Origin of the sequence: Draconibacterium sp. IB214405, from assembly GCF_033963885.1 — a bacterium.
Classification (GTDB): Bacteria; Bacteroidota; Bacteroidia; order Bacteroidales; family Prolixibacteraceae; genus Draconibacterium.
In genome coordinates this window covers 1,160,069-1,186,929 of the sequence record NZ_JAXBMA010000001.1, presented here as the reverse complement: position 1 = coordinate 1,186,929, position 26,861 = coordinate 1,160,069, and the positions used below count along the sequence as shown (strand labels likewise).

At 40.8% G+C, this 26,861-nt stretch carries 20 protein-coding genes and 2 tRNA genes; 9 read left to right on the top strand and 13 right to left on the bottom strand.

The window, feature by feature from the left end:
* Nucleotides 1–127: 127 nt before the first annotated feature.
* Together mutS and SLH46_RS04590 are read right to left on the bottom strand one after the other, a co-directional pair.
* Nucleotides 128–2,749 carry a DNA mismatch repair protein MutS gene (mutS, locus tag SLH46_RS04595; RefSeq protein ID WP_320279982.1) on the bottom strand — a complete coding sequence of 874 codons (2,622 nt, stop codon included), beginning with the start codon at nucleotides 2,747–2,749 and terminating at the stop codon, nucleotides 128–130.
* Between the two features lie 315 nt (nucleotides 2,750–3,064).
* On the bottom strand, nucleotides 3,065–4,225 hold the full coding sequence (locus SLH46_RS04590) for a lipoprotein N-acyltransferase Lnb domain-containing protein (protein ID WP_320279981.1): 1,161 nt from the start codon (nucleotides 4,223–4,225) through the stop codon (nucleotides 3,065–3,067).
* A gap of 244 nt (nucleotides 4,226–4,469) precedes the next feature.
* Here SLH46_RS04590 and SLH46_RS04585 point away from each other — a divergent pair, with 244 nt between their 5' ends.
* Nucleotides 4,470–5,741: a PSP1 domain-containing protein gene (locus SLH46_RS04585; protein WP_320279980.1), complete on the top strand. Its 1,272-nt coding sequence runs from the start codon at nucleotides 4,470–4,472 to the stop codon at nucleotides 5,739–5,741.
* A 39-nt stretch (nucleotides 5,742–5,780) separates the two neighbouring features.
* Here the strand turns inward: SLH46_RS04585 and SLH46_RS04580 are convergent, their stop codons facing one another.
* The 3 genes from SLH46_RS04580 to SLH46_RS04570 form a co-directional block, all read right to left on the bottom strand.
* Nucleotides 5,781–7,655, bottom strand: a complete 1,875-nt coding sequence (locus SLH46_RS04580) for a sensor histidine kinase (RefSeq protein WP_320279979.1) — start codon at nucleotides 7,653–7,655, stop codon at nucleotides 5,781–5,783.
* 96 nt (nucleotides 7,656–7,751) lie between these two features.
* Nucleotides 7,752–8,390 (bottom strand): O-methyltransferase, encoded by a 639-nt coding sequence (locus SLH46_RS04575; protein WP_320279978.1) that lies wholly within the window; start codon nucleotides 8,388–8,390, stop codon nucleotides 7,752–7,754.
* Nucleotides 8,391–8,396: 6 nt separating this feature from the next.
* Nucleotides 8,397–9,626 (bottom strand): M16 family metallopeptidase, encoded by a 1,230-nt coding sequence (locus SLH46_RS04570; protein ID WP_320279977.1) that lies wholly within the window; start codon nucleotides 9,624–9,626, stop codon nucleotides 8,397–8,399.
* Nucleotides 9,627–10,018: 392 nt separating this feature from the next.
* Here SLH46_RS04570 and SLH46_RS04565 point away from each other — a divergent pair.
* Nucleotides 10,019–10,091, top strand: a tRNA-Phe gene (locus SLH46_RS04565).
* 277 nt (nucleotides 10,092–10,368) lie between these two features.
* Nucleotides 10,369–11,136, top strand: a complete 768-nt coding sequence (locus SLH46_RS04560) for a fibrobacter succinogenes major paralogous domain-containing protein (protein ID WP_320279976.1) — start codon at nucleotides 10,369–10,371, stop codon at nucleotides 11,134–11,136.
* 454 nt (nucleotides 11,137–11,590) lie between these two features.
* On the opposite strand, the gene SLH46_RS04555 is transcribed toward SLH46_RS04560, so the two are convergent.
* Nucleotides 11,591–12,493 carry a peptidylprolyl isomerase gene (locus SLH46_RS04555; protein WP_320280363.1) on the bottom strand — a complete coding sequence of 301 codons (903 nt, stop codon included), beginning with the start codon at nucleotides 12,491–12,493 and terminating at the stop codon, nucleotides 11,591–11,593.
* A 76-nt stretch (nucleotides 12,494–12,569) separates the two neighbouring features.
* Nucleotides 12,570–12,965 (bottom strand): response regulator, encoded by a 396-nt coding sequence (locus SLH46_RS04550; RefSeq protein WP_320279975.1) that lies wholly within the window; start codon nucleotides 12,963–12,965, stop codon nucleotides 12,570–12,572.
* A gap of 194 nt (nucleotides 12,966–13,159) precedes the next feature.
* Between SLH46_RS04550 and SLH46_RS04545 the strand changes: the two genes are divergently transcribed.
* Together SLH46_RS04545 and SLH46_RS04540 are read left to right on the top strand one after the other, a co-directional pair.
* Nucleotides 13,160–14,110, top strand: a complete 951-nt coding sequence (locus SLH46_RS04545) for a D-2-hydroxyacid dehydrogenase (RefSeq protein WP_320279974.1) — start codon at nucleotides 13,160–13,162, stop codon at nucleotides 14,108–14,110.
* A gap of 98 nt (nucleotides 14,111–14,208) precedes the next feature.
* Entirely contained in the window at nucleotides 14,209–14,709 is a 501-nt protein-coding gene (locus SLH46_RS04540) for a hypothetical protein (protein ID WP_320279973.1), read from the top strand.
* Here the strand turns inward: SLH46_RS04540 and SLH46_RS04535 are convergent.
* Nucleotides 14,686–15,093 (bottom strand): (deoxy)nucleoside triphosphate pyrophosphohydrolase, encoded by a 408-nt coding sequence (locus tag SLH46_RS04535; RefSeq protein ID WP_320279972.1) that lies wholly within the window; start codon nucleotides 15,091–15,093, stop codon nucleotides 14,686–14,688. The genes SLH46_RS04540 and SLH46_RS04535 overlap by 24 nt on opposite strands.
* Before the next feature lie 64 nt (nucleotides 15,094–15,157).
* Between SLH46_RS04535 and SLH46_RS04530 the strand changes: the two genes are divergently transcribed.
* Nucleotides 15,158–15,694 carry a hypothetical protein gene (locus SLH46_RS04530; RefSeq protein ID WP_320279971.1) on the top strand — a complete coding sequence of 179 codons (537 nt, stop codon included), beginning with the start codon at nucleotides 15,158–15,160 and terminating at the stop codon, nucleotides 15,692–15,694.
* Here SLH46_RS04530 and SLH46_RS04525 read toward each other — a convergent pair.
* Nucleotides 15,691–18,759: a glycosyltransferase family 117 protein gene (locus tag SLH46_RS04525; RefSeq protein WP_320279970.1), complete on the bottom strand. Its 3,069-nt coding sequence runs from the start codon at nucleotides 18,757–18,759 to the stop codon at nucleotides 15,691–15,693. The genes SLH46_RS04530 and SLH46_RS04525 overlap by 4 nt on opposite strands.
* Nucleotides 18,760–18,941: 182 nt before the next feature.
* Between SLH46_RS04525 and SLH46_RS04520 the strand changes: the two genes are divergently transcribed.
* From SLH46_RS04520 to SLH46_RS04510, 3 genes are all read left to right on the top strand, one after another.
* Nucleotides 18,942–19,017 (top strand) — tRNA-Gln (locus SLH46_RS04520).
* A 368-nt stretch (nucleotides 19,018–19,385) separates the two neighbouring features.
* Nucleotides 19,386–19,895 (top strand): hypothetical protein, encoded by a 510-nt coding sequence (locus SLH46_RS04515; protein ID WP_320279969.1) that lies wholly within the window; start codon nucleotides 19,386–19,388, stop codon nucleotides 19,893–19,895.
* Between the two features lie 29 nt (nucleotides 19,896–19,924).
* Complete coding sequence (locus SLH46_RS04510) at nucleotides 19,925–20,935, top strand: patatin-like phospholipase family protein (protein ID WP_320279968.1); 1,011 nt, start codon at nucleotides 19,925–19,927, stop codon at nucleotides 20,933–20,935.
* Nucleotides 20,936–21,139: 204 nt separating this feature from the next.
* Here the strand turns inward: SLH46_RS04510 and SLH46_RS04505 are convergent, their stop codons facing one another.
* From SLH46_RS04505 to SLH46_RS04490, 4 genes are all read right to left on the bottom strand, one after another.
* Nucleotides 21,140–21,739 (bottom strand): L-2-amino-thiazoline-4-carboxylic acid hydrolase, encoded by a 600-nt coding sequence (locus SLH46_RS04505; RefSeq protein ID WP_320279967.1) that lies wholly within the window; start codon nucleotides 21,737–21,739, stop codon nucleotides 21,140–21,142.
* A 173-nt stretch (nucleotides 21,740–21,912) separates the two neighbouring features.
* Nucleotides 21,913–22,839: a DUF4369 domain-containing protein gene (locus SLH46_RS04500; RefSeq protein ID WP_320279966.1), complete on the bottom strand. Its 927-nt coding sequence runs from the start codon at nucleotides 22,837–22,839 to the stop codon at nucleotides 21,913–21,915.
* Nucleotides 22,840–23,197: 358 nt separating this feature from the next.
* Nucleotides 23,198–26,431 (bottom strand): carbamoyl-phosphate synthase (glutamine-hydrolyzing) large subunit, encoded by a 3,234-nt coding sequence (gene carB, locus SLH46_RS04495; protein WP_320279965.1) that lies wholly within the window; start codon nucleotides 26,429–26,431, stop codon nucleotides 23,198–23,200.
* 63 nt (nucleotides 26,432–26,494) lie between these two features.
* Entirely contained in the window at nucleotides 26,495–26,842 is a 348-nt protein-coding gene (locus tag SLH46_RS04490; RefSeq protein WP_320279964.1) for a four helix bundle protein, read from the bottom strand.
* Nucleotides 26,843–26,861: the final 19 nt, after the last annotated feature.

Genomic DNA, 26,861 nt, shown 5'->3' with positions numbered 1-26,861 from the left:
CAATGAAATCAAAGATTTCCGGTTTGTCGGGACTGAGCTATTCTCGCATATTTTATAGAACGTGCTTTTTCAAAAGCGATGCAAATATATTGCTATTTTTTAATCTGACAAAAATTATTGAAGTCCTTTAAGAAATTCCTGTCAATTTCTTTATTTCATTTAGCTTGTTTAAGGCTTCTATTGGCGTGAGATTATTCACGTCAAGCCCGGCAATTTCATCTCTAATTTGCTTTAGCACAGGATCATCCAACTGAAAAAAGCTTAATTGCATTCCCTCTCTGTTTTCTCCAATCTCCATTAAAGGTTTGCTTAAACTTTCCTTCTCTTTTCCTCCTTCAAGCTTTGTTAAGATCTGTTCTGCACGCTTAATTACCGATTTTGGCATGCCGGCCATCCCCGCCACATGAATACCAAAACTGTGATTACTTCCTCCACGAACCAGTTTTCGCAGGAAGATAACTTTGTTCCCCACTTCCTTTATGGAAACGTTAAAGTTTTTCACCCTCGGGAAAGCTCCCTCCATTTCATTCAATTCGTGGTAGTGGGTAGCAAATAAGGTTTTTGCTTTGGCGTAAGCATGTTCGTGCAAATGCTCAACAATCGACCAGGCGATGGAAATACCGTCGTAGGTTGATGTACCGCGCCCCAATTCGTCAAAAAGGATCAAACTTCTATCTGAAACATTATTAAGGATACTGGCCGCTTCGTTCATCTCCACCATAAAAGTTGATTCGCCCAACGAAATATTATCCGATGCTCCAACGCGTGTGAATATTTTGTCTACAAAACCAATTTTTGCCACTTCTGCAGGAACAAACGACCCCATTTGCGCCATCAGCACGATTAATGCAGTTTGACGCAACAACGCCGATTTACCCGCCATATTCGGCCCCGTAATGATAATGATCTGCTGATCTTCCTGATCGAGTTTTACATCGTTAGAAATGTACGACTCGCCAATTGGCAACTGGTGCTCGATAACCGGATGTCGTCCTTCTTTTATTTCTATCGAGGTGGCATCAGTTACCTCCGGTCGGAAATATTTATAAGCTGTTGCACAGCTTGCATACGACAGCAAACAGTCGATTTGAGCCAATATATTCGAGTTTAGCTGAATAGCGGCAATGTATTCCGACAAAGCAAAAATCAACTCGCCAAAAAGTTTAGTTTCCAGCGACTGGATTTTTTCTTCGGCACCCAAAATTTTCTGTTCGTATTCTTTTAATTCTTCGGTAATGTATCGTTCGGCATTTACCAGCGTCTGTTTCCGAATCCACTCGGGCGGTACTTTGTCTTTATGAGTATTCCGCACCTCAATGTAATATCCAAAAACATTATTAAAACTGATTTTCAGCGATGGAATTCCATGTTTTTCGCTTTCGCGTTTTTGGATTTGTGCGAGGTAATCTTTTCCAGAATATGCGATTTTTCGCAGATCGTCGAGTTCTTCCGAAACACCTTCTGCAATTACTTTGCCTTTATTAATAGCCGTTGGCGGATCGGCAACAAGCTGCTTTTCAATTCGCTCCCGAATCAGATCGCAGGGATTTAATTGCTCTGCAAAACGATTTAAGGCCGAATTATCAACTTCGGCACAAGCAGTTTTTATCGGCATAATGGCAGTCAGTGCATTTCGCACCTGCATCACTTCGCGCGGATTGATCCTTCCCACAGCAACTTTCGAGATCAGTCGCTCCAGATCACCCATCTGACGCAGGTGTTCTTCCAGGTTTTCTTTTGTTTCCGGATCTTTCAGAAAAAGCTCTACCACTTCCAGCCGCGCGTTTATCGGATCGATATCTTTTAAGGGCAGCGCCATCCATCGTTTCAGCAAACGCGATCCCATTGGCGTGATGGTTTTGTCGATCACATTAATTAGCGCCTTTCCACTCTCCTGAATCGGCGCAAATAACTCCAGGTTACGAATGGTAAAGCGATCGAGCCAAACATAGTGTTCTTCCTCAATGCGGCTTAATCCTGAAATGTGACTCAGTTTCTGATGTTGGGTGATATCGAGGTAATGCAAAACGGCTCCGGCAGCAATAATTGCCAACTGCATATTATTTACACCAAACCCTTTTAATGAGCTGGTTTCAAAATGTCGTTTCAATCGGTCGTTGGCAGCATCGTCGGTGTACACCCAGTCTTCAAGATTAAAGGTGTAAAATTTTGTTCCGAAAAGATCGTTGAACTCCTTCCCTCTTCCGCGTTGAAACAACACCTCTTTAGGCTGAAACGAATTCAGTAATTTATCGATGTATTCAAAACTTCCTTCGGCCGCCAAAAATTCTCCGGTGGAGATATCAAGAAAAGCAATCCCTGCTCGTTTTTTATCGAAATGAACGGAAGCAAGAAAGTTGTTTTCACGGTTCTCAAGAATATTGTCGTTGATGGAAACACCTGGAGTTACCAACTCGGTAATTCCGCGTTTTACGATTTTCTTGGTCATTTTCGGATCTTCCAGCTGCTCGCATATTGCAACCCGCTGTCCGGCCCGTACCAATTTTGGCAAATACGTATCAAGCGCATGATGCGGAAATCCCGCCAACTCAACATAACTGGCAGCGCCGTTTGCCCGCCTTGTTAGGGTAATTCCCAAAATTTCAGCCGCCTTTATGGCATCCTCCCCAAATGTTTCGTAAAAGTCGCCCACACGAAAAAGTAAAATAGCATCAGGATGTTTATCCTTGATGGTATAATACTGCTTCATCAGCGGCGTTTCAACATATTTCTTTTCCTTTTTGGCCATAGTTGAGCAAAGATAATCGTTTCGAAGCATGGAAGAAATTCGTGACTCAATTGTTCATCCAAACTTTTCAACAATAGGAGCAAAATGCAACCAAATTACATTGAAAAGGTGTCCCTCAAATTATTCTTTGCATCGTTCTTTAGAGCGGTGTAACAAATAGGATATAGTGGTTATGATTTTTCAGGATTTTTGTAAATTCTATTCTACAAAAATCCTGAAAAATCGAGATGAACTGTCAAATAATATATCACCGCTTTAAAAGACGGTGCAAAGGATATTATTTTGCCAAAATCGATTCCCGAGAGTCAGCCCGGATTATTTGCGAGCCGCTTTTAACGACTTAAAAATTAGCAAGGAATGCGCGAGTGCGCGGATAAAAAATGTTGCTGCCAGAATGAAAAACACCGGATGAAATTTCTGTGGCAAAAAAGATGCAGAAGCAAAAAATACGATCATCCACGCAGCAAAAACCAGGTGATAATAACGTACGGCTGGTCGCCACTTTTTTCGTAAGCGAACAACTACAAACAACAAACTTGCCGGCACCAGCCACATGAGGTTATAATTTGGGCTCATTGCCGGATGTTCGGAATAAATGGTAAACCAGGTCAGTAGTAATCCACCAAGTCCGTTAATGCCGTAAAGAATGATATCAAGCGCTGGTTTCAATTCTCCATTTCTAAATTGTTTGTAGGTAAAATAAGCAACAACAAGCAACAAGAATGAAAAAACCACCAGCGGCCCCCAAATCCAGGTCGGTCCCTGTTTTTGCTCAGGTGCCAGATAAAGCACTTTTACAGGTTGGGCTATCAGTTTGTTATTATCATTTCTTTTTGCTGTGGCAAAATGATTCATCACATAATCGGGCAAAAACATTTCTTCTTCCAAGGTTGCCTCACGATCGGAATCGGCTGCTACCAAAAAATCGATGCCAAAATTCAGCCACAATAATTTGCCATGGTAATCTTTTATCAGCGTTCGCAAGGTTTTATGGCTGGCCTTGTCGGTGTAGGTAATTCCGCCATTTACGTTATTGGCAATTACATCGCGCACCCGCGTTGCACAGTTATCAAAGAAAAAATTATAGCGATACACCCTGTTTTCGGGCTGTGCATTCCATACTAAAAAATCAACTACCACTTGTTTTTCCTGAGCTGTAAGGTTGATTTCCTGTTCAAAAACGCTGCGCTTATCGTGTCGGTATTCATTCAGAAAATCGTTAAAACGGTAAGCTCCGAGCAGGTAATCGGTTTGCCCCGCACAAAAACGATATAGAAAATTCGGGCTGCTAAAATCGAAAATTCCGTAGTTAAAAGCCACGTCGTAATTTAACGCCGGATCTTTTACCCGGATGGCAGAATGGCCGTAAACCGAATACATTTCGTTGCCCGGGCTACAAGTAATAATACTTACCACAGCCTTTTCGGATAAAGTGAAAGCAAATCCGTTGAAGCTAAACACAACGAACAGAAGCACTAAAAGCTTTTTGATAGGATTCATATACGATTTTCTGCCTTATTTTAATTTTCAATAAAGGAACAAAAAAGCTTATTTAAGACATAAAGAATGATTAATATTTTAATTTAGACTCAATCCAGATTAGATAATTCAATTCTTTTTCCAATCTTTGCATGGAATTATTAAACATTGATGTGATTAGAACACAGTGCAATTAAAGCACAACAAAGCCACACATCAGACAGAAAGCAGAGAGGATTATATGAGTTGTAATGGATGTTCGTTCAACAATAATTCAACAAATAGTATAACACAAGGATACGACTGGCTAAGCGACTTGCCGGATACCACTGATAAATCAGACATTGTTGAAGTAAAATTTAAGTCTACCCGAAAAGAATATTTCAGGAATATTGAAAATATACCGTTAAAGCGCGGCGACAAAATTGTTGTTGCCACATCGCCCGGGCACGACGTTGGCGAGGTAACCCTAACCGGCTATCTGGCTGAAAAACAGTTTAAACTTCGGATAAAAAATCCATCACGCTACACCTTAAATTCGGTTTATCGGAAAGCTTCCGAAAATGATATTGAGACCCTGAACATGGCCCGCAACCGCGAAAAAGAGACCATGATTCAATCGCGCCAGATCGCTAACGATTTGGGACTGGCAATGAAAATCGGTGATGTTGAATTCAGGGGCGACAACAAAAAAGCAATTTTCTACTACCTGGCCGAAGGCCGTGTTGATTTTAGGGAGTTGATAAAAGTTTATGCACGCGAATTCCGCATTAAAATTGAAATGAAACAGATCGGTGCCCGTCAGGAAGCCGGATTGATTGGTGGAATTGGATCGTGCGGACGTGAATTGTGTTGCTCGAGCTGGCGAACCGATTTTTCAAGTATCTCGTCTGACGCTGCACTAAAACAAGGTTTATCGCCATCGGCACAAAAAATGGCAGGTGCCTGCGGAAAACTTAAATGCTGTTTGCTTTACGAACTGGATGCCTACATTGAGGCCGGAAACGAATTCCCACGCGAATTGCTTGATTTGGAACTGGCATCGGGAATGGCCAAACCGTTTAAAACCGATTACCTGAAAAAAGAAATCTGGTATGGTTTGGAAGGAAGTATGGGAACCACTTTTAACCTGTCGTTAAAACAGGTTCGCGATATTATTCAGAAAAACAAACGTGGCATTAAACCCGAGGTTCATACATTAAGTGCTCCGGTAAAAGAGCAAAATAAAATGGAAGTTACCCTCGACGAGAGCCTGGATCGTTTCGACAAAAAGAAACCTGTGCGAAACAACAAACCACGTCGAAACAAAAAGGGAGGCCGGAATTTCGAGAATAAAGCCAGAAATCCACAAAACAAACAAAACGCTTCGGAGAACAACGGAGATAAGAACAAAAGGCCAAACAAGCCGAAAAACGGTAATCCGAACAGAAAACGGAAGCCGGGTTTTAAAGCTAAAAGGGGTCCACAAACAACAAATAATACCAATCAGGGGAGCACGCCAGCCGGGAAGTAGAATCGTATTTTTATCGCTCTTTACAAGAGCGATATTTCCCTAGGCGGAAGATGATTCATGGCCGGCTACTTTCTTTACAAGTACCTGTTCATGATTACGTGGAAGTACAATGGTAAATTCGGATCCTGTTTTATGCTGCGATTGCAGTTTAATTTTACCGTTTAGCTTTTTAACAATTCCGTTAACAATGGCAAGCCCCAATCCAAAACCTTCGTACGAGCGCGATTGACCTTCTTCAACCTGGCGAAACAGATCGAAGATATAACTTTGTTTTTCCTCTTTTATTCCAATACCGGAATCCTTTACAAAGAAAATAACCTCGTTTAAATCGCTTTTTTCAACTCCGAACGCTATTTTTCCGCGTTCGGTAAATTTAAACGCATTATCGAGCAAATTATTCAAGGCCTGGTAAATCCATTCTTTATCCGAGTACATTATGCGGTCGTCAGTGCTTTCAACCGGTAACATCTCAAATTTAATCCGCTTTAATTTATCGGCGTTTCCCTTTGAATACATGGTATAAACTTCGCGCAAAAGTTCGTTGATATCAATTGGTCGTTTATCGATCTTAATTTGTCCCGACTGAATCATCGAAACATCAATAATATCGTCGATTATTTTCATCAGCCGTTTGCCCGATTTTTCGATAATCTGCCCGTAATACATCCTGTTTTCCTCGGTTAATCCGCCCTGACTTAATAAGCTCGAAAATCCCAGAATACCATTTAACGGCGTCCGAATCTCGTGACTCATATTGGTAAGAAAATGAGTTTTTAAACGGTCGCCTTCTACCGCCTGTTGTTTGGCTTTTTTTAATTCGATTTCCGACTGAATACGGTCGGTAACATCATTTATAGTTGCCACATAATATCCTTTACCCGGCGAATACGCATAAATTTCAACGTGTTTTTTTAACCAGGGAACATACTCTTTAAACAGCTTTGCTTCACCCGAAAGCGCTTTTTTACCCATGTACTGAATCCACCGGTCCGAGATCTGCGGAAACACCTTCCTAAACGACTCGCCCACAACATCTTCACGCCGAACCCCAAATAAGTTCTCGTAACTGGGGTTCACGTCCATTATCACAATATCGCCAACCTGTCCGTTTTCATCGGTTTCAATTTTATGCTGGGCAAATGCACTGCTCATTTTTTTGAAAAGCATCGACAGATACTCCTGATATTCGATATCGATAACATACTTATTTTCAGCCCCCGTAATATCATGGACTATTCCATAAACCATATTTGTCGACCGGTCGTAAGTGGCAATACCTCTTAACGTTCTGATCGCGCCATCGTTCCGCTGAATTTTATATTTCAGATCGAAACCAACTCCTTTCCGAATCAAATCTGCAAAACTCTGCTCGAACAAATCCCTGTATTCTTTTAGATTTTTGGACTGAATTTCCTCGAATGATATAAACTCTTTATCAATGCCATAAATTTCTCTACCTGCCAGCGATGCATTAAAAATGCGTGTTTTCACATCATACTCCCAATAGCTGAAATTTGCCAGATGCGCAATTCGTTCCAGTTTTTCCGAATTACGTTCCGACTCCTCTTTCTTCTTCATGTAAGCAGTTTCGTCCTCAAGAGTAACCAATGCCAGGTCCTTTTTCAACAGCGTCCCCCGCACCCTGAAATAGCACTTTTCATTATCCTTTGTGTATGAATAATGAAATTCGGAATTTTGATTTTTTGTCAGCTTTTGCTGGAACAAACATTTCCCATGGGAAACATCGCACGGATGTTCACTACAGAAGAAAGCCTTGTGGCAGGCAGTGCCAGGCTCAATTTCTTTGTTATTCGTTTGAAGGATGATTTTTTTACGAAGATGTACAACATAATAATCCACAGGAAGTCCGTCCAAAACCTCCTTATGAACAGGGTATTCACTCTTTGTCGACATTCGGGCTTGTTTTAATGATCGGCATTTAAAGAAGCAAGATAGCCATTTTTTAAGAATTTAACTTAATTCCTAAGCCCTTTATAAATATTTTCGAAACTACTTCTTGCGAATAACGGTCATTCCGTCGCGAAGTGGAAGAATAACCTTTTCTACACGGTCGTCGTTTTTTATTAGTTTATTGAATTCCAAAATACCAATGGTCTGGCCGTCGTCGTGACGGGGTTTATTCAACACCTTACCATTCCAAAGTGTATTGTCGGCAATCAGGTAGCCACCGGAATTCATTTTATCGATTAACAATTGGTAATACTCCACATATTCACGCTTATCGGCATCGATAAAAACCAGGTCGAACGTTTGATTGAGCGAAGGGATCAGATCGGTGGCAGCTCCGATTTTTTGCTCGATTAAATTTGCCACTCCCGCTTTTTCGAAGTATTTAGCGGCCAGTGTTTCCAACTCATCGTCCACTTCAATGGTGATCAGTTTACCATCTTCGGGCAAAGCTTTTGCCAGACAAATGGCCGAATAACCGGTAAAGGTACCCAGCTCAAGAATCGTTTTCGGGCCGATCATTTTTGCCAGCATCGTGAGCACCTGTCCTTGTAAATGCCCCGATATCATTCGGGCACCCAGCACTTTCAGGTTGGTTTCACGATCAAGTTCAGTTAATACCGGATCTTCTTCATCGATATGATCCAAAATATATTGGTGCAACGCCTTTTGCCTGTCCATTTGCTGCTATTTATAAATCAACGTACTCATCTGATTTTTGTCCAGTATCATGTTTGCCACCTCCTGAATATCTTCGGCGCTTATCGCTTCAATTTTTTTGAAGATAACACGCAAAGGATCCACTTTATCAAAAAGCATATAGCTTTTCCCAATGGTCAACATCATATCCTCGCGGCTTTCGGTTGAAATGGCAATCTGTCCGATCAGCTGCTTTTTTGCACGGCTTAATTGAACGGCACCCATTTTTTTCTCGCGTAGCAAATCAAACTCTTTATGCACCAATGCAACTGCCTTGTTCAGGTTCTCTTTGTCGGTGCCGAAATACACGTTAAACAAACCGGTATCGGAATAAGCCGTGTAAGCCGACTCCACATTGTAAGCCATTCCGCGACGTTCGCGCATAGCCAGGTTTAAACGCGAGTTTAGCGCGTGTCCACCTAGTACATTATTGAGCAGGACCATAGCAATACGCTTTGGATTTTTAAAATCGAAAGCAACATTCCCCATCACACAATGCGACTGAAAAGTGTCTTTTATTACCTTTTTTGATTGTGGACGGTAATCCAGAAACTGCTCCCGGCTCGCTTGACGCAACCGCTGTTCCACCTCACCAAAATATTTCTTCAGCATTTTCAGCAAAGCAGCAAAATCGATATTCCCCACCGAGCTGATCACCATTTGATCGGTATGGTAGTTATTCTCGATAAAATTGAAAATCTTATCGCGGTTAAACGTGCGCAAATTCTCTTTTGTACCTAAAATATTCCGGGCAATGGGATGACCTTCAAAAACCTGCTCCTCGAATTCATCAAAAATCAATTCCGACGGCGAATCGTAATACGAATTTATTTCCTCTACTACCACCTCTTTTTCGAGCTTGAGTTCCTTCTCGGGATAGGTGCTGTTAAAAAGAATATCGCTCAGCAATTCGGCCGTGCGATCGTAATGCTCGTTTAAAAAAGTAGCATATAAAACGGTTTCTTCTTTTGTGGTGTAGGCATTCAATTCGCCACCAACACCCTCTATACGGCTAAGCACATGAAACGACTTGCGCTTTTTTGTACCCTTAAAAACCGAGTGTTCGATAAAGTGCGCCAGTCCATGTTCATCCTCCTTTTCGTCGCGCGATCCGGTATTTATTAACACTCCTAAATGTGCCACCGGCGAATCGGTTTGCTGATGAATTATTCGAATGCCGCTATGTAATGTATGTGTCAGATAATCAGTATCAACCATTGTCTTTTAAACTAATCGTGCAAAAGTATAAAAAGTATTGGATTGCAGACTCATACGACATATAAAACGCATGAAAGGATTCTATGTACAATCGAAATCATCAATGATTGCTGAAATTTTCAAATCAGCTATTATTGAATTTAAATCATCCTGCCCTAAACGCACCAAGAGAAAAAAAGTCGTCTCATGGGGGACATAGAGGGCCAAGTAATTCAGCTTCAATGAAACAGCCTTAAAAACAGCTAGTCACTTAACACTACGCAAAATTCGCGGATCAGAAAAAATTGATTTTTTTTCACTTTTTTTTGTGTTGAACTTTGTGATTTTAAAAAAATGTATACTTTTGCAACACCAAAATAAAGGGGGTGCTACTTAAAGCCCAACTTTAGAAAGGTGCCATAGCTCAGTTGGTAGAGCAACGGACTGAAAATCCGTGTGTCCCTGGTTCGATTCCAGGTGGCACCACAAAAGGGAAAAACGATGTTTTTCCCTTTTGTTTTTAGATATAGTCTGTACTCCTGTCAACCTTATTGCAATAACAAACCTTAACCGAAATACAGGCCTCATTTAAAACCTTATTTTCGCTTTAAAGCATTAAAACTCTCTGATCACATACACCCCAAAACTTCAGAACGCGCAAGCAAAATACAATCCTAACAATCACTTGCTTAATCATATTGTGAGAAATCCATTATGATCTAGAGCTACAAATTTTTATATTTATAGAAACTAATTTTTAACCATGAAATTCTCAACTCTCAATTTATTATTTCTAATATTTTTTAGTTCTCTTTTATTCAGCTGTGATAAAAATGATATAGACCCTAATAATGGAGGAATCGTCACAGATATTGATGGAAACAAGTACCATACAGTTACCATTGGTTTTCAGGTTTGGATGGTGGAAAATTTGAAAACTACCAGATTTCGAAATGGAGACCCGATTCCATATATAAACCAACTACCAAAATACGGCTATGGAGGTTATGGCTACGAAGTCGAAACCACTGCCGGTTATTGCAATTATGATGATAATGATGAAATAGCGTCAAAATACGGAAGACTTTACAACTGGTTTGCAGTAAAAGACGAGCGAGAGATTGCTCCCGAGGGGTGGCACATACCGACTAAAGATGAATGGGAAGAGCTTGCTGCTTATGCCCAAGCAAATACTCAGCCCAATAGTTCTGTGGCTAAAGATTTAGCCGCAAAAACGGACTGGGTCATTTCTACACTACCCGGAACTATTGGAAACGACTTGTCTTTAAATAATTCTACAGGATTTACAGCTTTACCAGGTGGAATGCTTATAATAAACGAATACGAAGGATTAAGGGCGACCACCAATTGGTGGTGCTCGGATGATAGCTTTGATGTAATAGGAGATGACGTTATACCTGCTGCATATTATTTCAGAATGGATTTTGGTGAATATGATTATTCAAGAGAATTGAAGAGAAGAATAACAACTCTTGATTATAGCCTTTCTGTGCGATGCTTAAAAGACTGAGTTTACTATTATGTGGATTACTTCGGGAATAGTTAGCTTATTGATGCAAGTGGCACCACAAAAGGGAAAAACGATGTTTTTCCCTTTTGTTTTTTTATATCAATTGGCATTATCAAGCTTATTTCGTCATCACCTCTTTTTATAGAACTTGTCTTTCTGTGCGAAATAAACACACTACATAATTGCAGTGCAAGCCACCAACAAGCTCGAACAACATTCTGACTGCACCGCTTTGCTTGCGATACAATACATATTACCCCGCCTTAAAAGACGGGGCTACGGATATTTCATCCCTCCGGGATTAAAATTCATTCGATCTAGCCATTGGCAAAACAGTCCCGTCAGGGACGATACAACGGTAAAACAAAATGCAAATACAGAAACAAGTCCCGGCGGGTCGACACTCTAAAAAATGCTGTTTCTAAAATCGTTAGAAAAGGAGATCTAATTCCAACTACTTACGCTCAATCATTGTTGCCGATAAAATACGCACATCATCAATCGGTTTATCCGCACTGTCAGTTTCTACACGTGCAATACTGTCAACCACATTCATACCTGTAACCACTTCGCCAAAAACGGTATAGTTCTGATCGAGGTGGGCGGCTCCTCCTTCTGTTTTATAAATCTCGCGGTGCTCTTCGGGGAATCGGTAAGGTTGCATTGTTATTAACTCAATTTCGGTTAACGAATCGAACCTCGCTTTTATTGGTTTTATGTCGGCTTGTATGGCACTCATCAACAAACTGTCTGCAGCATTCTCTTTCTCGTATAACGCTTCCATTTTACCGTAAAGCTGCTTAAGTTTCTCCAACTCGGTTTTGTTCTCCGGTTTGTTGATCACATTATTATAAGCCAGCCACCCGTTTATTCTTTTCTCAGCAATAGCCAGCGTGCTATCGGTGTACACCCTGCCCCGAATAATGGTAAACTGTGTGCCATCCGAGGCCCGCTGAGGATTTTGATCATCGCCCATTCGGGCTGCATTTAAAGCCCCTCTTTTATGTAATAAATCCGGCCTGAACTCGGCATCTATCATGTAAGACAACTCCTCACTGTTATTCTCACTCTTTTGCGCGGCTGGTTTTGTTGCCATATCTCCGGTTTGAATCAAAAAGTTTTCGATAACACGATGAAACGACACACTGTCGTATGCCCCCTGGTTTACCAATTTTATAAAGTTATTTCGGTGAATGGGTGTTTCGTCCGACAAGCGAAGAACAATAGTTCCGAAATCGGTAACCAACTGAACATCTTTCGACAAATCACTTTTTCGTACACCTTTTTCAATCTCGCTGTCGCATGAAGTACAAAAGAGCATAATACACCCAACAAATAGTAGCACTAGTTTTCTCATCACTTAATTATAAAGGTTTTATTACCTGTTTAGCATGAACGCTAAATATCGCTCACACTTTGCTTTCAGGCATCTTCTAAAAATGTTTCGCTATAACTTTTAAAAGGTCGGCTTTTCGGATGGGTTTGCTAACATAATCGTTAAAATCATTTCCGTTAATTGCCTCGCTCTGCGTTTCGGGAGCAAAGGCCGACAATGCAAAAATTTTCACCGCCTGATCCGATTCCCGGATAGTTTTTACAGCCTGATAGCCGTCCATTTCGGGCATCTTTAAGTCCATCAGGATTAAATCGATCCCGAGATTCTTTTCATGCAAACTCACAGCTTCCAAACCTGTTGACGCAATTATCAACTCTTCGGCAATATCATTCAACATGTACGAGAACAACTTTTGGTTAATGGCATCATCTTCGGCCAATAAAATTTTCAGTTTTTTCGCGATCGGATCGCTTACCGGGTTATTTGTTTCCATAGGGTTACCAATTACAGAATAATCACAAACCACAGTTATTGGACATACTGTGCCTTTAAATTACCCTCATTAAAACTCGTCCTTATTTATTCTTTTTGTATAACACATTAAATATATGCTTTTCCTTTCGATTCAGAAAATAAGCGTATCACTCATTTTGTTTATTTTTGCCAACACATTAAAAAATCAGAAGCATGAAGATCGTTGTTTTAGATGGCTACGCCTTAAATCCCGGAGATTTGAGCTGGGACGGAATTAAAGCATTGGGAGAATTAACAGTTTACGACCGGACAGCGCCGGGGCAAACCATTGAACGAGCCGTAGATGCAGAAATTATTTATACCAACAAAGTCATCTTGAACCACGAAATTATTGAACAACTTCCCCACTTAAAATTTATTGGAGTGCTGGCAACAGGTTACAATGTAGTTGATACGGCCGCAGCAAACGAAGCAGGTATTACAGTTTGTAATATTCCGGCTTACAGCACGCAGTCGGTAGCGCAGTTGGTATTTGCACATATACTCCAATTTAGCAACAATGTGGCGCTTCATGCAAGTTCGGTTAACAAAGGCGAATGGACTGCCAGCAAAGATTTTGCATACTGGTTGTCGCCGCAAACAGAGCTGGAAGGAAAAACACTTGGCATAATTGGTTTCGGTCAAATCGGACAAGCTGTTGCCCGCATTGCACTGGCTTTTGGAATGAAAGTTATTTTTAACAACCGAAGTAAAAAAACAACGTCGCTGGATGCCCAACAGGTTGATCTCGACACTTTACTGACAGATAGCGATTTTATCAGCATCAACTGCCCGCTTACTGAAGAGAACAAAGGATTCATAAACAAAAGTACGATCGATAAAATGAAACCTTCAGCCTTTCTGATTAACACCGGCCGCGGACCTCTTATTAACGAACAGGATCTGGCAGATGCGCTAAACAGCGACCGTATTGCAGGCGCCGGACTTGATGTATTGTCGGTGGAGCCTGCTTCCATGGAGAATCCATTGCCAAAGGCAAAAAACTGTTCTATTACACCACACATTGCCTGGGCAACACTCGAGGCCCGCCAACGATTGATGAAAATTGCAGCTGATAACCTAAAGGCTTTTATTGATGGCAATCCGATCAACGTGGTAAATTAACAAGTTTAAAAATCGTTAAGAATATATAAAGGCAGGATAAAGCACGCAACCTTTTTAATTCCCCGTGCGTTCTATCAGCACACGAGGGGTAAATTGTGTTGCTAAAAATACTACATATTGTATTGCTGGCATCGGTAAAGTATATTGTCACACTTCCCTATGCCATGATAATCGGGCTTGATTACAAGTACGCACTGTTGGCTGTTCTAACCGGTGGAATTGGCGGATTCCTGTTTTTTTTCTACATCAGCAAACCGTTGAACCGCGGATTAATGCGAATGTGGCCATGCCTGTGTAATGCCATTCCAAATTCAATAAAAGGACGTTACCACGCTTGGTGTATCACCAGAATGAAAAAGAAGCCCAAACGTATATTTACACGCCGAAACCGGTTTATCACCCGAATGCGATCGAACTATGGATTTTGGGGAGTTATTATTGCCACACCGGTACTTTTAACCATTCCCATTGGTGCATTTCTGGCCAACAAATATTATGCTCAACGTCGACACATTGTTTTATACATGATATTATCAATAATTGGCTGGGCAGGAGTATTATCGGGGTTAGTACATTTATTTCCCAAGGTATTCTTTTAATAACTGCAGATTTTCTTTCTTGGTCAACAAACAACGATCAGCTTCAGCCCAGTCCAATTTAGCCAATTCTTCAAACCCCAACCACTTTACAGCAAGGTGATCATTCAGTTTCAATTTACCTGATTTAATTATACAAACGAAAGGGATTAAACGAATGGCTTTAATTTTATAATCGTGCTCTATCGGCATTAGTTCCCCGGCAACCTCAACGGTCAGACTTAACTCTTCTTTTATTTCTCGAACGATACATTCTCGTTCTGTTTCCCCGCGTTTAATTTTTCCCCCAGGAAATTCCCACTGAAACGGATGATCGGAACTTTCGTTATTTTGGGCAGCAAGAATTTTTCCCGCTTCAATTATTATGGCACAAGTAACCTTAATCATACCGTAAAAATAAAAACTTGGAGATTATTTTCTATCTTTTCCGCAGCGTTGAAATCAACTACCGATGACAGAACAAGAACTTTTTGACCATCTCGATGCCTGGGAAAACATTGAAATTATTGCCGCGTCAATGCTAAACGATCCGGCACAGTTCAATACACTCGTTCAGCTTGCCCTAAACGACACCCGAAAAAAAAGCTGGCGTGCGGCTTACCTTGTCGATAAAATTCATGATGAAAAACCGGAACTTCTGCAGCCTTATCTTCCTGCCCTCGTCGAACAACTTAAAACAGAACAAAATGCCAGCAAACGACGCCACTGGCTGAAGCTTATTAGCATGAACAAGATTGACGAGGCGCATTTCGGATTCCTTTTTGATTTTTGTATAAACACCTTCACCTCGGGCAATGAAGCCATTGCAGTGCGGGTGCATGCCATGCAAATTCTGTACAACATTTCGGAAATGGAACCAGATTTAAAGCCCGAAGTTCTGCAACTGATCGAGCAGGAAATGGAATACCATCCAACGGCCGGAATCCGATCGAGAGGAAAAAAACTGGCAACCAAACTCTTTAAACAGATCGGACAAAAGGATTACTAAGAACTTGCTTTTTGCTGAAATTTAGCAATTAGTTCCTGCAACCTGGCATCCAACTCTTTATTCAATTCGTCTTGCTTGTAATTACGCGTTAGAATAACCATGTTTCTCAAGTGCGAAATCTGGCGATTCTGTTCTCCCTGGATAGCCGCAGCCATATTATCCGGTAACGATGCAAAGTAATCAAGAACTGCAAAGCAATTATCAGCCATCACACGCACCTTTTCGTTACCTTTATCAATAGCGCCGGCACCGTAATACTGCCCAACCATCTGGAACGAACTGTAATCAAGCGGAATAATTTCGTTAGGGAAAAGTTCAAACATTTTATCGGCAACTTCAATGGCCCTTTCTTTGTCACCACCGGCAAGCAGCGACTGCGACAAACGCGTAAACATATAACGCGCCTGCATAATATCTATCTGTTTGCGGTTGTATTCGTCCATGTGAATATCCGGATCGTTTACATTCCCCCATTTAAATTTATTCATCACATTATCGTAAAGAATATCTGTATCGATGCGTCCGGCAGTAATACCTTGTTTCGGCGTTTTTATCGGCACAAAACGATAGGCTAATCCTTCAAACTGCAACCAGTCGAGGAAGTGAATATTTCCGGTAAACACCAAACTGTGATCGATATAAATCGGACGCTCCCAATTGTTGGCGGCAATCATATTCAGCACCGCCATTTCGCTTTTGGTAATCATACTACTGGTGATCTTAAAGCTTACCTGATCGGCGATTTTTCCTGCATCTTCAGGTTTTACCGTTCCGGTTTCCACGGCTTTTTGTTTATCAACTGTAATATGGAAATCGCGCGATGGTAAATAATCCATCATCGCACCACTGGTAACCTGTACTTTTGTCCGCACATCGTCGCTTCCCAAAAACTCCATAGCTTCGCTTAGCTCAACCGATCCTTTTATACGATCCTGGAAAAGCACGGCATCCATACGCCCCATGTAGTATTTATCTTTTGTGAACGAGAATGGAACAGGATCAGCTTCGTAAGTTTTAAACTGCTGCTGGTTAATGTACCAATCCATTCCGAGATAACTGATGTTTACAATTTTAATATCCGGACGCACGCCTTCCACTTCCTGCACATACCACAACGGGAATGTATCGTTATCACCATAAGTAAAAAGTATGGCATTTGGCGCACACGATTCCAGGTAATTTATTGCGTAATCGTGCGTCATATATTTTCCCGAACGGTCATGATCGTCCCAGTTTTGTGAGGCCAAAACACCAGGCACGGCAACCACGGAAATAACTGTGGCCAACACCGCACCCGGAGCACCTTTTAATACTTTTTTCAGTCCGGTATAAACAGCCAGCACACCCAAGCCAATCCAGATGGCAAAAGCATAGAAAGAGCCGGCATAAGCATAATCTCGTTCACGTGGCTGGTACGGATACTGGTTCAGGTAAACCACAATGGCAATACCAGTAAGGATAAACAGCAACATGGTAACTGCAAAGGTTTCCTTTCCCTTTTTGCCCTGATTATACTGAAAGAACAAGCCCAACAGTCCTAACAACAACGGCAAAAAGTAATATACATTTCGGCTCGGATCGTTTTGCATCCACTCGGGCATTGTATCGCGCGGCCCAACTTTTGGCTCATCGATAAACGAAATACCACTTACCCAGTTCCCGTTTTCAAAACTTCCGTGCCCCTGAATATCGTTTTGGCGCCCCACAAAGTTCCACATAAAATAACGCATGTACATGTGCCCCAACTGGTAACTTACAAAGAAGCGAATGTTTTCGCCAAAGGTTGGTTTTTGCAGCGTCTTTACTTCGCCACGCTCTCGAATTCGAACCGGAGTACCTTTTACTTTCCCCCACTCTTTATAAGCCTGAATATGGTTTGCTTTATCGCTATACATTCGTGGAAAAACGGTTTCCATTTTTGGTTCATACACCGAACCTCCCGGCATACTTCCGGTTATCTCATATTTACCGTCAACTTTATTGTATTGATCTTTCGGATTTTCGGTACCGATACGAGGTGCATTGTAATAAGGCCCTTTTGCCAACGGACGATCGCCATATTGTTCGCGGTTAAGGTAACGCACCAATGCGAAAGCGTTATCAGGACTGTTTTGGTTCATTGGCGGATTGGCCGAAGCACGAATAACAATCAATGCAAACGATGAGTAGCCGATCAGGATCACAATAATCATAGTTAACGCATTGTTCCAAACTACCATGTTTCTTTTTCGGGTATAATTGATCCCCCAAACCGAACCGGCAGCTATTAAAGCAATCATGAATAATATTCCGGAGTTAAACGGTAGTCCTAAACCATTTACAAAAATGCGGTCGAAAATAAACGCAATGCGTGGCACTCCCGGAATAATTCCGTACTGAATACCCAATAGAATACCCATCGATGCGGCCAGTGCGTAAACAACACCCTTCCACGAAAATTCATATTTTTTGAAATAATACACCAAAGCGATAGCAGGAATCGCCAGCAGGTTCAACAAGTGAACACCAATTGACAATCCCATCAGATAGGCAATTAGCACCAGCCAGCGGTTGGCATGTTTTTCGTGAGCTACATCTTCCCATTTTAGAATGGCCCAGAATACCATTGCGGTAAATAACGACGATAGTGCGTAAACCTCACCTTCCACTGCCGAAAACCAAAACGAATCGGTAAATGTAAACGCCAACGCACCAACCAAACCACTGCCCCAAACGGCAATTTGTTCACCGGTACTCAATTCTTCCGAAGAAAAAAGTTTTTTGGCAAGATGTACAATTGTCCAATACAAAAACATGATGGTAGCAGCACTTGCAATTGCCGACAAGGAATTAACCATAACAGCAGCTTTGGTGGCATCGGGAGCGAACAAGGTAAATATCCGTCCCAAAATCATAAAAGTAGGCGCGCCCGGCGGGTGACCAACTTCCAGTTTAAAAGCACTTGTAATAAACTCGCCACAATCCCACCAGCTTACCGTGGGTTCGAGCGTAGCAAAATAAGTTATACAAGCTACAAGAAATACAAGCCAACCAAGAATGTTATTGATTAATTTTGTGTGTTGCATGATCTGCTATTTTTTTTGAACAAGGGCAAATATAACCTTTTAAACAGGAATGCTGCGAACATAATTATCAAAATGCATTTCACCTTTTTTTCGAAAGGAGTAATTTTTTTTTGCCCAGATATTGCAGAATAAATTTTTTTTATACTTTTGCACCGTCTTTAAAGAAAAGACGCAATAAGGACTGACCCATGGTGTAATTGGCAACACGTCTGATTTTGGTTCAGAAGAGTCCAGGTTCGAGCCCTGGTGGGTCAACCAAGAAAACTTAAAAGCTTGAAATCATTGATTTCAGGCTTTTTTGTTTTATGAAATTTGCTTAAATAATCGCGGGTTCAACCTCCACTTTACCACCAACACAAATCACTGATATTCAATAGCTAAAATCTACCTCCACTCCCACACTAACATACGGTTTGCGGTCATCGTACTAGCAAATCCGAAAAGAATATCGTAAATTGTATAGGCTTTTTGACACAAACTCTTTACGAGCGAACCAGCAACAGTGTTGCTCTTACTACACAGAAACAAACCCATTAAATCTCTCAGCATCCGTTAATGTAGAAGCAATTTCATCCCCAAAAATCTTCTGCGAAAAATTCCGTTTCAAAAACTTAAAAGTCACAAACATGCCCGATTTACAAATTAGTTTGACAAAAGAGCAATTTGATGCAATAATTGCCGAGTATTATGCCAGAGACGAACATCGCCAACGAATGACCCACGAAGAAGTTGAGAGTCTGGCAAAAAAGGTAAACCAAGAGATCAACTTCCCGTTTATGGGCGAAAAAAGAGAAGGAAAAATTCTTATTAAAATCATTGTCAAGGTAGATAATTTCCTTTACGACAACCTACCCAACGAAATTTATGATTTATTCCGGAGTTTAGATGATGGAATCAGCCAGGAAGAGGCAAGACTACTGGCAAGAAGATTAGCCAAATTGGCCAATAAAAAAATTGATGTTCCTTTTATCCCTGAATCTCTTGAATTTGTTTTGTTCAACCTCATTATTGGATTAATCGTAAATGCCATGCGTAAAAACTGGAATTTCAGTGAAGCCATAAATAAGGTAAACAAGGCCATTGTTCCCAACAATTTAAATGCCAGCGAATTGGAAAATATGATCATTCCCGATTAAATTTATATCAACCATTAAACATTTACATCATGAGAATTTTATCACTTGACGGCGGAGGAATCCGCGGAATTATGCCAGGTCAGGTTTTGGTTGCCCTGGAAGAAAAATTACAAAAACTCAGTAAAAACAAAGACGCAAGAATTGCGGATTACTTCGACCTCATTGCAGGAACCAGCACCGGCGGAATCTTAACATGTATTTACCTGTGTCCTTCGGAAGAAGATGCAACAAAAGCAAGATACAGTGCTGCAAATGCAGTTGATTTATACCTCGAAAACGGAGATGAAATATTCGACGTAACAGCCTGGCAAAAAATATCTTCGGGCGCGGGTGTTTTCGATGAAAAATATTCAGCCAAAGAACTTGAGGAGTCGCTGAATGATTATCTCGGCGAATTAAAGCTAAGCAACTTGCTAAAGCCCTGCTTAGTTACATCCTATGACATCAGGAGAAGAAAAGCCCATTTCTTTAAACAACACAAAGCCAAAACAGGTGATGCATTCGACTTTTATGTGAAAGATGTTGCCCGGGCAACATCGGCAGCACCAACTTATTTTGAAGCCGCAAAAGTAAAATCGATGACCTCTGTTCCGTATCCGTTGGTAGACGGTGGTGTATTTGCAAACAATCCAACCCTTTGTGCTTATGCCGAAGCACGAAATTTACCGGGAGCACCAAAAGCAAAAGATATGTTTATACTAAGCCTGGGAACAGGATCGTCGATAAAACCTTACTATTACAAAGAAGCTAAAGATTGGGGATTAGCGCAGTGGGTAAAACCAATTATCGACATTATGATGTCCGGAGTATCAGAAACAGTTGATTTTCAACTTAAACAAATTTTTGATGCGGTTGGTAAACCCAAACAATACGTCCGGATTGAGCCGGAACTTTATAATGCCAGCCCGGAAATGGATGACGCTTCGATAAAAAACCTTGAAGCACTTAGGATTGCGGGACAAAAATGTGCGGATGATAATGACCAGCTACTAAACGATGTAGCGAAAAAATTGATTGCAATGAGTCCTGCTCAAGCGTAATCAAAAGGCCGGTCTCTTTAATTTCTGAAAAACATGGTAGCTCAATATAAAAGCCTGCAGTAAAACCGCGGGCTTTTTTTTACGACCTTTTTTTTGCCTTTAATCACCACAAAACCAATAAAAAAGGGTTTAACATTATTCAGCTAAACCCTTCATTCTTTACCAGTACAAATTAAAAAACGCTTAAGATATATGCAAAAAATCCTATGCTTTCAATTCGATTCTTTCGATACAAACATCATCGCCTTTCATCAAATTTTTGAGACTTTTACAGGTCATTTTAGGATTATAAGCTTTCACGCTTGTATCGCCGGCAGAGCATTCAATTGACCAGCCAATGTCAGCTGCTCCCATTTCTTTGTAGATCTTTGAAACAAGACATTCAGTATATTTAATTTCTATTGCCTTATCGGTTTGTTCGGAAACCTCATATTTTAGGAGAGAATTATATGGCGGACTTCCAAGAACACTTGCCATTAATGTTGCATAATTTTCAATGTTCTTTTCTTTAATGTCTTTCGACATCATTTTAATTGCATTGGCCCAATTCTCGGCAGAAACCTTTTGCAACATTTTATTCAGATTCTCTTCACCCATTTCTTTGGCTAATCCCTTATAAATAGGGATATGGTTTTGATAAACAAACCTTACGGTTTCTTCAACGGCCTTATCAGGTTCAGCTCCATTTTTACCGACAAAATTAGAAGCGAATAATTTTGGACATCCAAAACCTAATAAACTCCCTGCAATGGCTGTCTTAAATAAGAATTGCCTTCGTGATGATTCTTGGTTCTTGTTTGACATAAATACCTCCTTTTAAAAGTTAGTTATTGATTTTTGGTCTGGATTTATCTAGTCAATTGAGAATGAAAGATATAAGTTACGAAATATTGAATAAAAATAAAACCACTTCCCGAAGAGAGTGGTTGAATAAAGTTGTTTATGTATGACGGAAATAATGCCTGGTAAGTGATTCCCTAATATTTATCTTCGATATAAGCTATCAGCTTATCCATTTTTAAAATTTCAAATCCGTCAACCATATAATCGAGAATAAACTTATGAACCTCTTCGTTTTGATTTGTATTTGCCACAATAATATCAATCGCCTTTTCGTATTCAGCTTCTCTTTGATCTTGCGTAAAACCCTTATCGTTACAAAGTACCAGGTAGTTGAATATTCTGTCGGAATAAGCCGATGAGTGAATTAAAGACTCGTCAGTAAAACCAAGACCGTTAAAGTAATTTGCCTTGTAGTCTTCATCCCTTTGCTCGGCAGACAAGTATGCATCGCGGAAAGGTTCGGAATACATTTTAATCATTTTTGCGGCGTATCTACCTGCAAAACTATTTACTGTTTGCGAAATAAATTGTTCCCGATCCATCTGAAGCTGATTAAATTCGTTTGCTTTCAATGTCGCATTCGAGGTATCTTTTTTTGCCCAAAAATAATCCACTTCCTTTTCCATCAGCTGGAGTTCGTCTTTTAAGATATTTTCCTTCTCATTAAAATCGTACCAAATCTTATTCTCTACCGATTGAATAACTTTCAGACCAGCTACAGGATTCTTAAAATCAGTTTGAAGAATAACGTCTTCGTTATTATAAATAAAATCAAGCTGTTGAGGATCTTTGTCCATCACTTTGGCATAAGCAGTTTTACCCAAAACAAGCCGATAAACACCAATTGGATTTGATGATGACAACTGAAACTTAACCGTACCATTTATGGCCTCAGCAGAATCAATTGGAGTGAACTCATCGCCCTTTATTGTTCCCAGAATGATTTTATTATCAGGCTGGTTGCTTATTTGAATGGTTATATCGTGCGACTGCGCCGACGCATTAAAGATTAGAATCACAAAGAAGAACACGCTTGAGAATGTGTATTTTAATCCTTTCATTTTATTGTCATTTATAAACTTTAAAGTTAGAGGAATTATTTTTTCATAATAATTTTATTGCGAGAGAAAATTCTGTATTTCCAACAGTCTCAATCTTCTAAACAAAGATTCGTCCTTGAACAAGCAAGAACGGACTACTTTGTGTCTGCATGAAAACTCACTAAAAACCAAGTCTTTGATAAGAAAGCGTCAAAGACAAGGCTTTCGAAGGTTTGAAAATCAAGGAATTTACTTTCGTAATCGACTGTTTTCAAACCGAGAGTAACGCAGCATTTGGCGTTTTCTTTCAAAGACTACTTATAAAAACAAAAAGCTCCGACCAACGGCCGGAGCTTTTATATTATCGAAATAAAGTCTTCTATTCTTTATATTCGTCCCAGCTCTTAACTTTAACATCCTCGAGGCTGTATTTGCAAATTCCCGACAGGAATGCGCTAGCAACACGAGCATTTGTAATAAGCGGAACATTATAATCGATTGAACTACGACGAATTGTATAACCATTTTTCAACTCGCGGTTGGTATGGTTTTTCGGAATATTCACAACGAGGTCAATTTCCTTGTTCTTGATCATATCAATGGTATTTGGCGATTGATCTGCCTCATCCGGCCAGTGAACCAGCGTATTTTCAATACCGTTATCGCGGAAGAATTTATGCGTTCCTTCAGTGGCAAAAATGTTGTAGCCTTTTTCAACCAGCATTCGTGTACTGTTCAGCAACTCCAATTTACCCCTCGATGGTCCTGATGAAATCAAAATGTTCTTTTTCGGGAAATTGTACCCTACCGACAACATCGCTTTCAGAATCGCCTCGTAGTAGGTTTCGCCAATACATCCAACCTCTCCGGTCGACGACATATCAACACCCAAAACAGGGTCGGCTTTCAGCAATCGTGCAAACGAGAACTGTGGTGCTTTAACACCTACGTAATCCAGCTCGAACAAGGATTTATCCGGCTTCGGCACATCAATTCCCAACATTACTTTCGTTGCAATTTCGATCAGGTTCAATTTCATCACCTTCGAAACAAACGGGAAACTTCGCGATGCACGCAGGTTACACTCAATAACTTTAATGTCGTTATCTTTTGCCAGGAACTGCATGTTAAACGGTCCGGTAATTTCCAGTCCTTTTGCAATCTGACGAGCGATTTTCTTCACCCTGCGAATGGTTTCAACATATAGTTTTTGCGGCGGGAAAACGATGGTAGCATCGCCCGAGTGAACTCCGGCAAACTCCACGTGCTCCGAAATAGCATAAGCAACCATTTCGCCTTTATTAGCCACTGCATCAATCTCAATTTCTTTGGCCTGCTCGATAAACTCGGTAACAACTACCGGATGCTCTTTCGAAACATTTGCAGCCATTTCAAGGAAGTGCTCCAGCTGATCAGGGTTAGAAACCACGTTCATTGCAGCACCTGAAAGTACGTAAGAAGGACGGATCAACACCGGATAACCTACCTCATCAACGAACTTGTGAATTTCTTCGATGGTTGACAAACGTGCCCAGCGTGGCTGATCTACTCCAAGATCATCAAGCAGTGACGAGAATTTCTCGCGGTCTTCCGCATTATCGATCTTTTTGGCTGATGTTCCAAGAATCGGCACATTTTGCCCGTCGAGTTTCATAGCCAGGTTATTTGGAATCTGACCACCCATAGAAACCACAACTCCATGCGGATTCTCCAGGTCGTATACATCCATTACACGCTCGAATGTCAGCTCGTCAAAATATAGCCTGTCGCAGGTATCGTAATCCGTACTCACCGTTTCCGGGTTGTAGTTGATCATTACCGAACGGTAACCTTGTTCTTTAATCGTGTTGATGGTATTTACACTACACCAGTCGAACTCTACCGAACTTCCGATACGGTAAGCTCCCGAGCCAAGTACCATTACCGATTTATGATCGCCTAAATAATGAACGTCGTTTTCGGTACCGTTGTGCGTCAGGTACAGGTAGTTGGTCTGTGCAGGATATTCACCCGCCAGCGTATCAATTTGTTTTACAACCGGTACAATTCCATTCGCTTTACGATAAGCACGAACTTTCAGAATATCCTCATTAATGTCGACATTCTTACTTCTAAGCACCAATCGTGCGATCTGGAAATCGGAATAACCGGCCTGTTTCGCTGCTTTTAACAGTGGAATCGGTAAAGTCTCCAACTCATTAAAAGTCTTCAGCTCCAGTTTTATTTTGTAAATGTTATTCAGCTTCTGCAGGAACCAACGATCGATTTTTGTTTTATCGTGAATCTGATCGATAGAATATCCTTTGTTAAATGCTTCGGCGATTGCAAAAATTCGGCGATCGGTAGGATTAGTCAACTCTTCCTCGATTCCCTCGATTGTAATCTCCTCTTTGTTGGCAACAAAACCATGCATTCCCAAGCCAACCATTCGGATACCTTTCTGAATGGCTTCTTCAAAAGTTCGTCCGATGGCCATAATCTCACCAACCGATTTCATCGAACTTCCGATATTTTTCGAAACACCTACGAATTTGCTTAAATCCCAACGCGGAATCTTCACCACACAGTAGTCAAGCGCAGGCTCGAAACATGCTGTTGTTACTTTGGTAACCGAGTTTTTAAGTTGGTGCAGACCGTAACCCAAACCAAGTTTTGCAGCAACAAATGCCAGCGGATAACCGGTAGCTTTCGATGCCAGTGCCGACGAACGTGATAAACGGGCATTCACCTCAATTACACGGTAATCTTCCGAGTAAGGATCGAGGGCAAACTGTACGTTACACTCACCAATAACTCCAACGCGACGAATAATCTTAATCGAGATCTCGCGCAGCTTGTGGTATTCCGAGTTCGACAGTGTTTGCGAAGGAGCTACAACGATACTCTCGCCGGTGTGAATTCCCAGCGGGTCGAAGTTCTCCATGTTACAAACCGTGATACAGTTGTCGTATTTATCGCGAACTACCTCGTATTCAACCTCTTTCCATCCTTTAATCGATTCTTCAACCAGGATTTGTGGCGAGTACGAAAATGCACTGCCGGCCAGTTTCTCCAGTTCTTCTTCGTTTTCGCAAAAACCTGAACCTAAACCTCCCAGCGTGTATGCGGCACGGATAATAATTGGAAAACCAACCTCTTTGGCCGCAGCTTTTGCTTCAGCCATATTTGAAGCAGCAATACTTTTACATGTCTTAACATTAATTTCATCAAGCATGTTAGCAAAAATATCGCGGTCTTCCGTGTCGATAATCGATTGAACCGGCGTACCTACTACTTCAACATTGTATTTTTCAAGCACTCCTGACTGGTAAAGTGCAACACCGCAGTTTAGCGCAGTTTGCCCACCAAATGCCAGAAGTATTCCCTGTGGTTTTTCTTTTTTAATTACCTCTTCAACAAAATGAGGCGTAACAGGCAAAAAGTAAATTTTGTCTGCAATATTATCAGATGTCTGAATGGTTGCAATATTCGGATTGATAAGAACCGTTTCAACACCTTCTTCTTTCAACGCTTTAAGCGCCTGCGAACCGGAATAATCGAACTCACCGGCCTCTCCAATTTTTAGTGCTCCTGAACCAAGAACAATTACTTTTTTAATATGTGTTTCTATCATGATGCTTTATTGAATTTCGAATTATGATTAACGAATTAAGATTTTAGATTTACCATTTCATTGCTACTTGTTTCTATTCTTTTTAGCAGTCTCAATACTTTTTACGAAGATCGATATCAATTCATTATTCTCGATGTAACAATCTTCAAGCATATTCAGATTTTTAATAAGACCTGACTGTTTTATAATTTTAATCGCAACAAAAGTTTCTCTTAATTCTTTTAAACAAACACTCATTTTATGGATAAAGTCGTTTTTGCTTTCAGCACCTTGTGCTTCTCCATAATTGAGCGCAGGCGATGTACCTGATCTAACGATTTGACCTTTCATGTGATTACCGATTGGAGTATTTGGAAGCAATTCTGCAAGCCCGATAATCATGGCAGCAAATTTTATTAATCTATCTTCCAAATCAAACTTATTCATATCT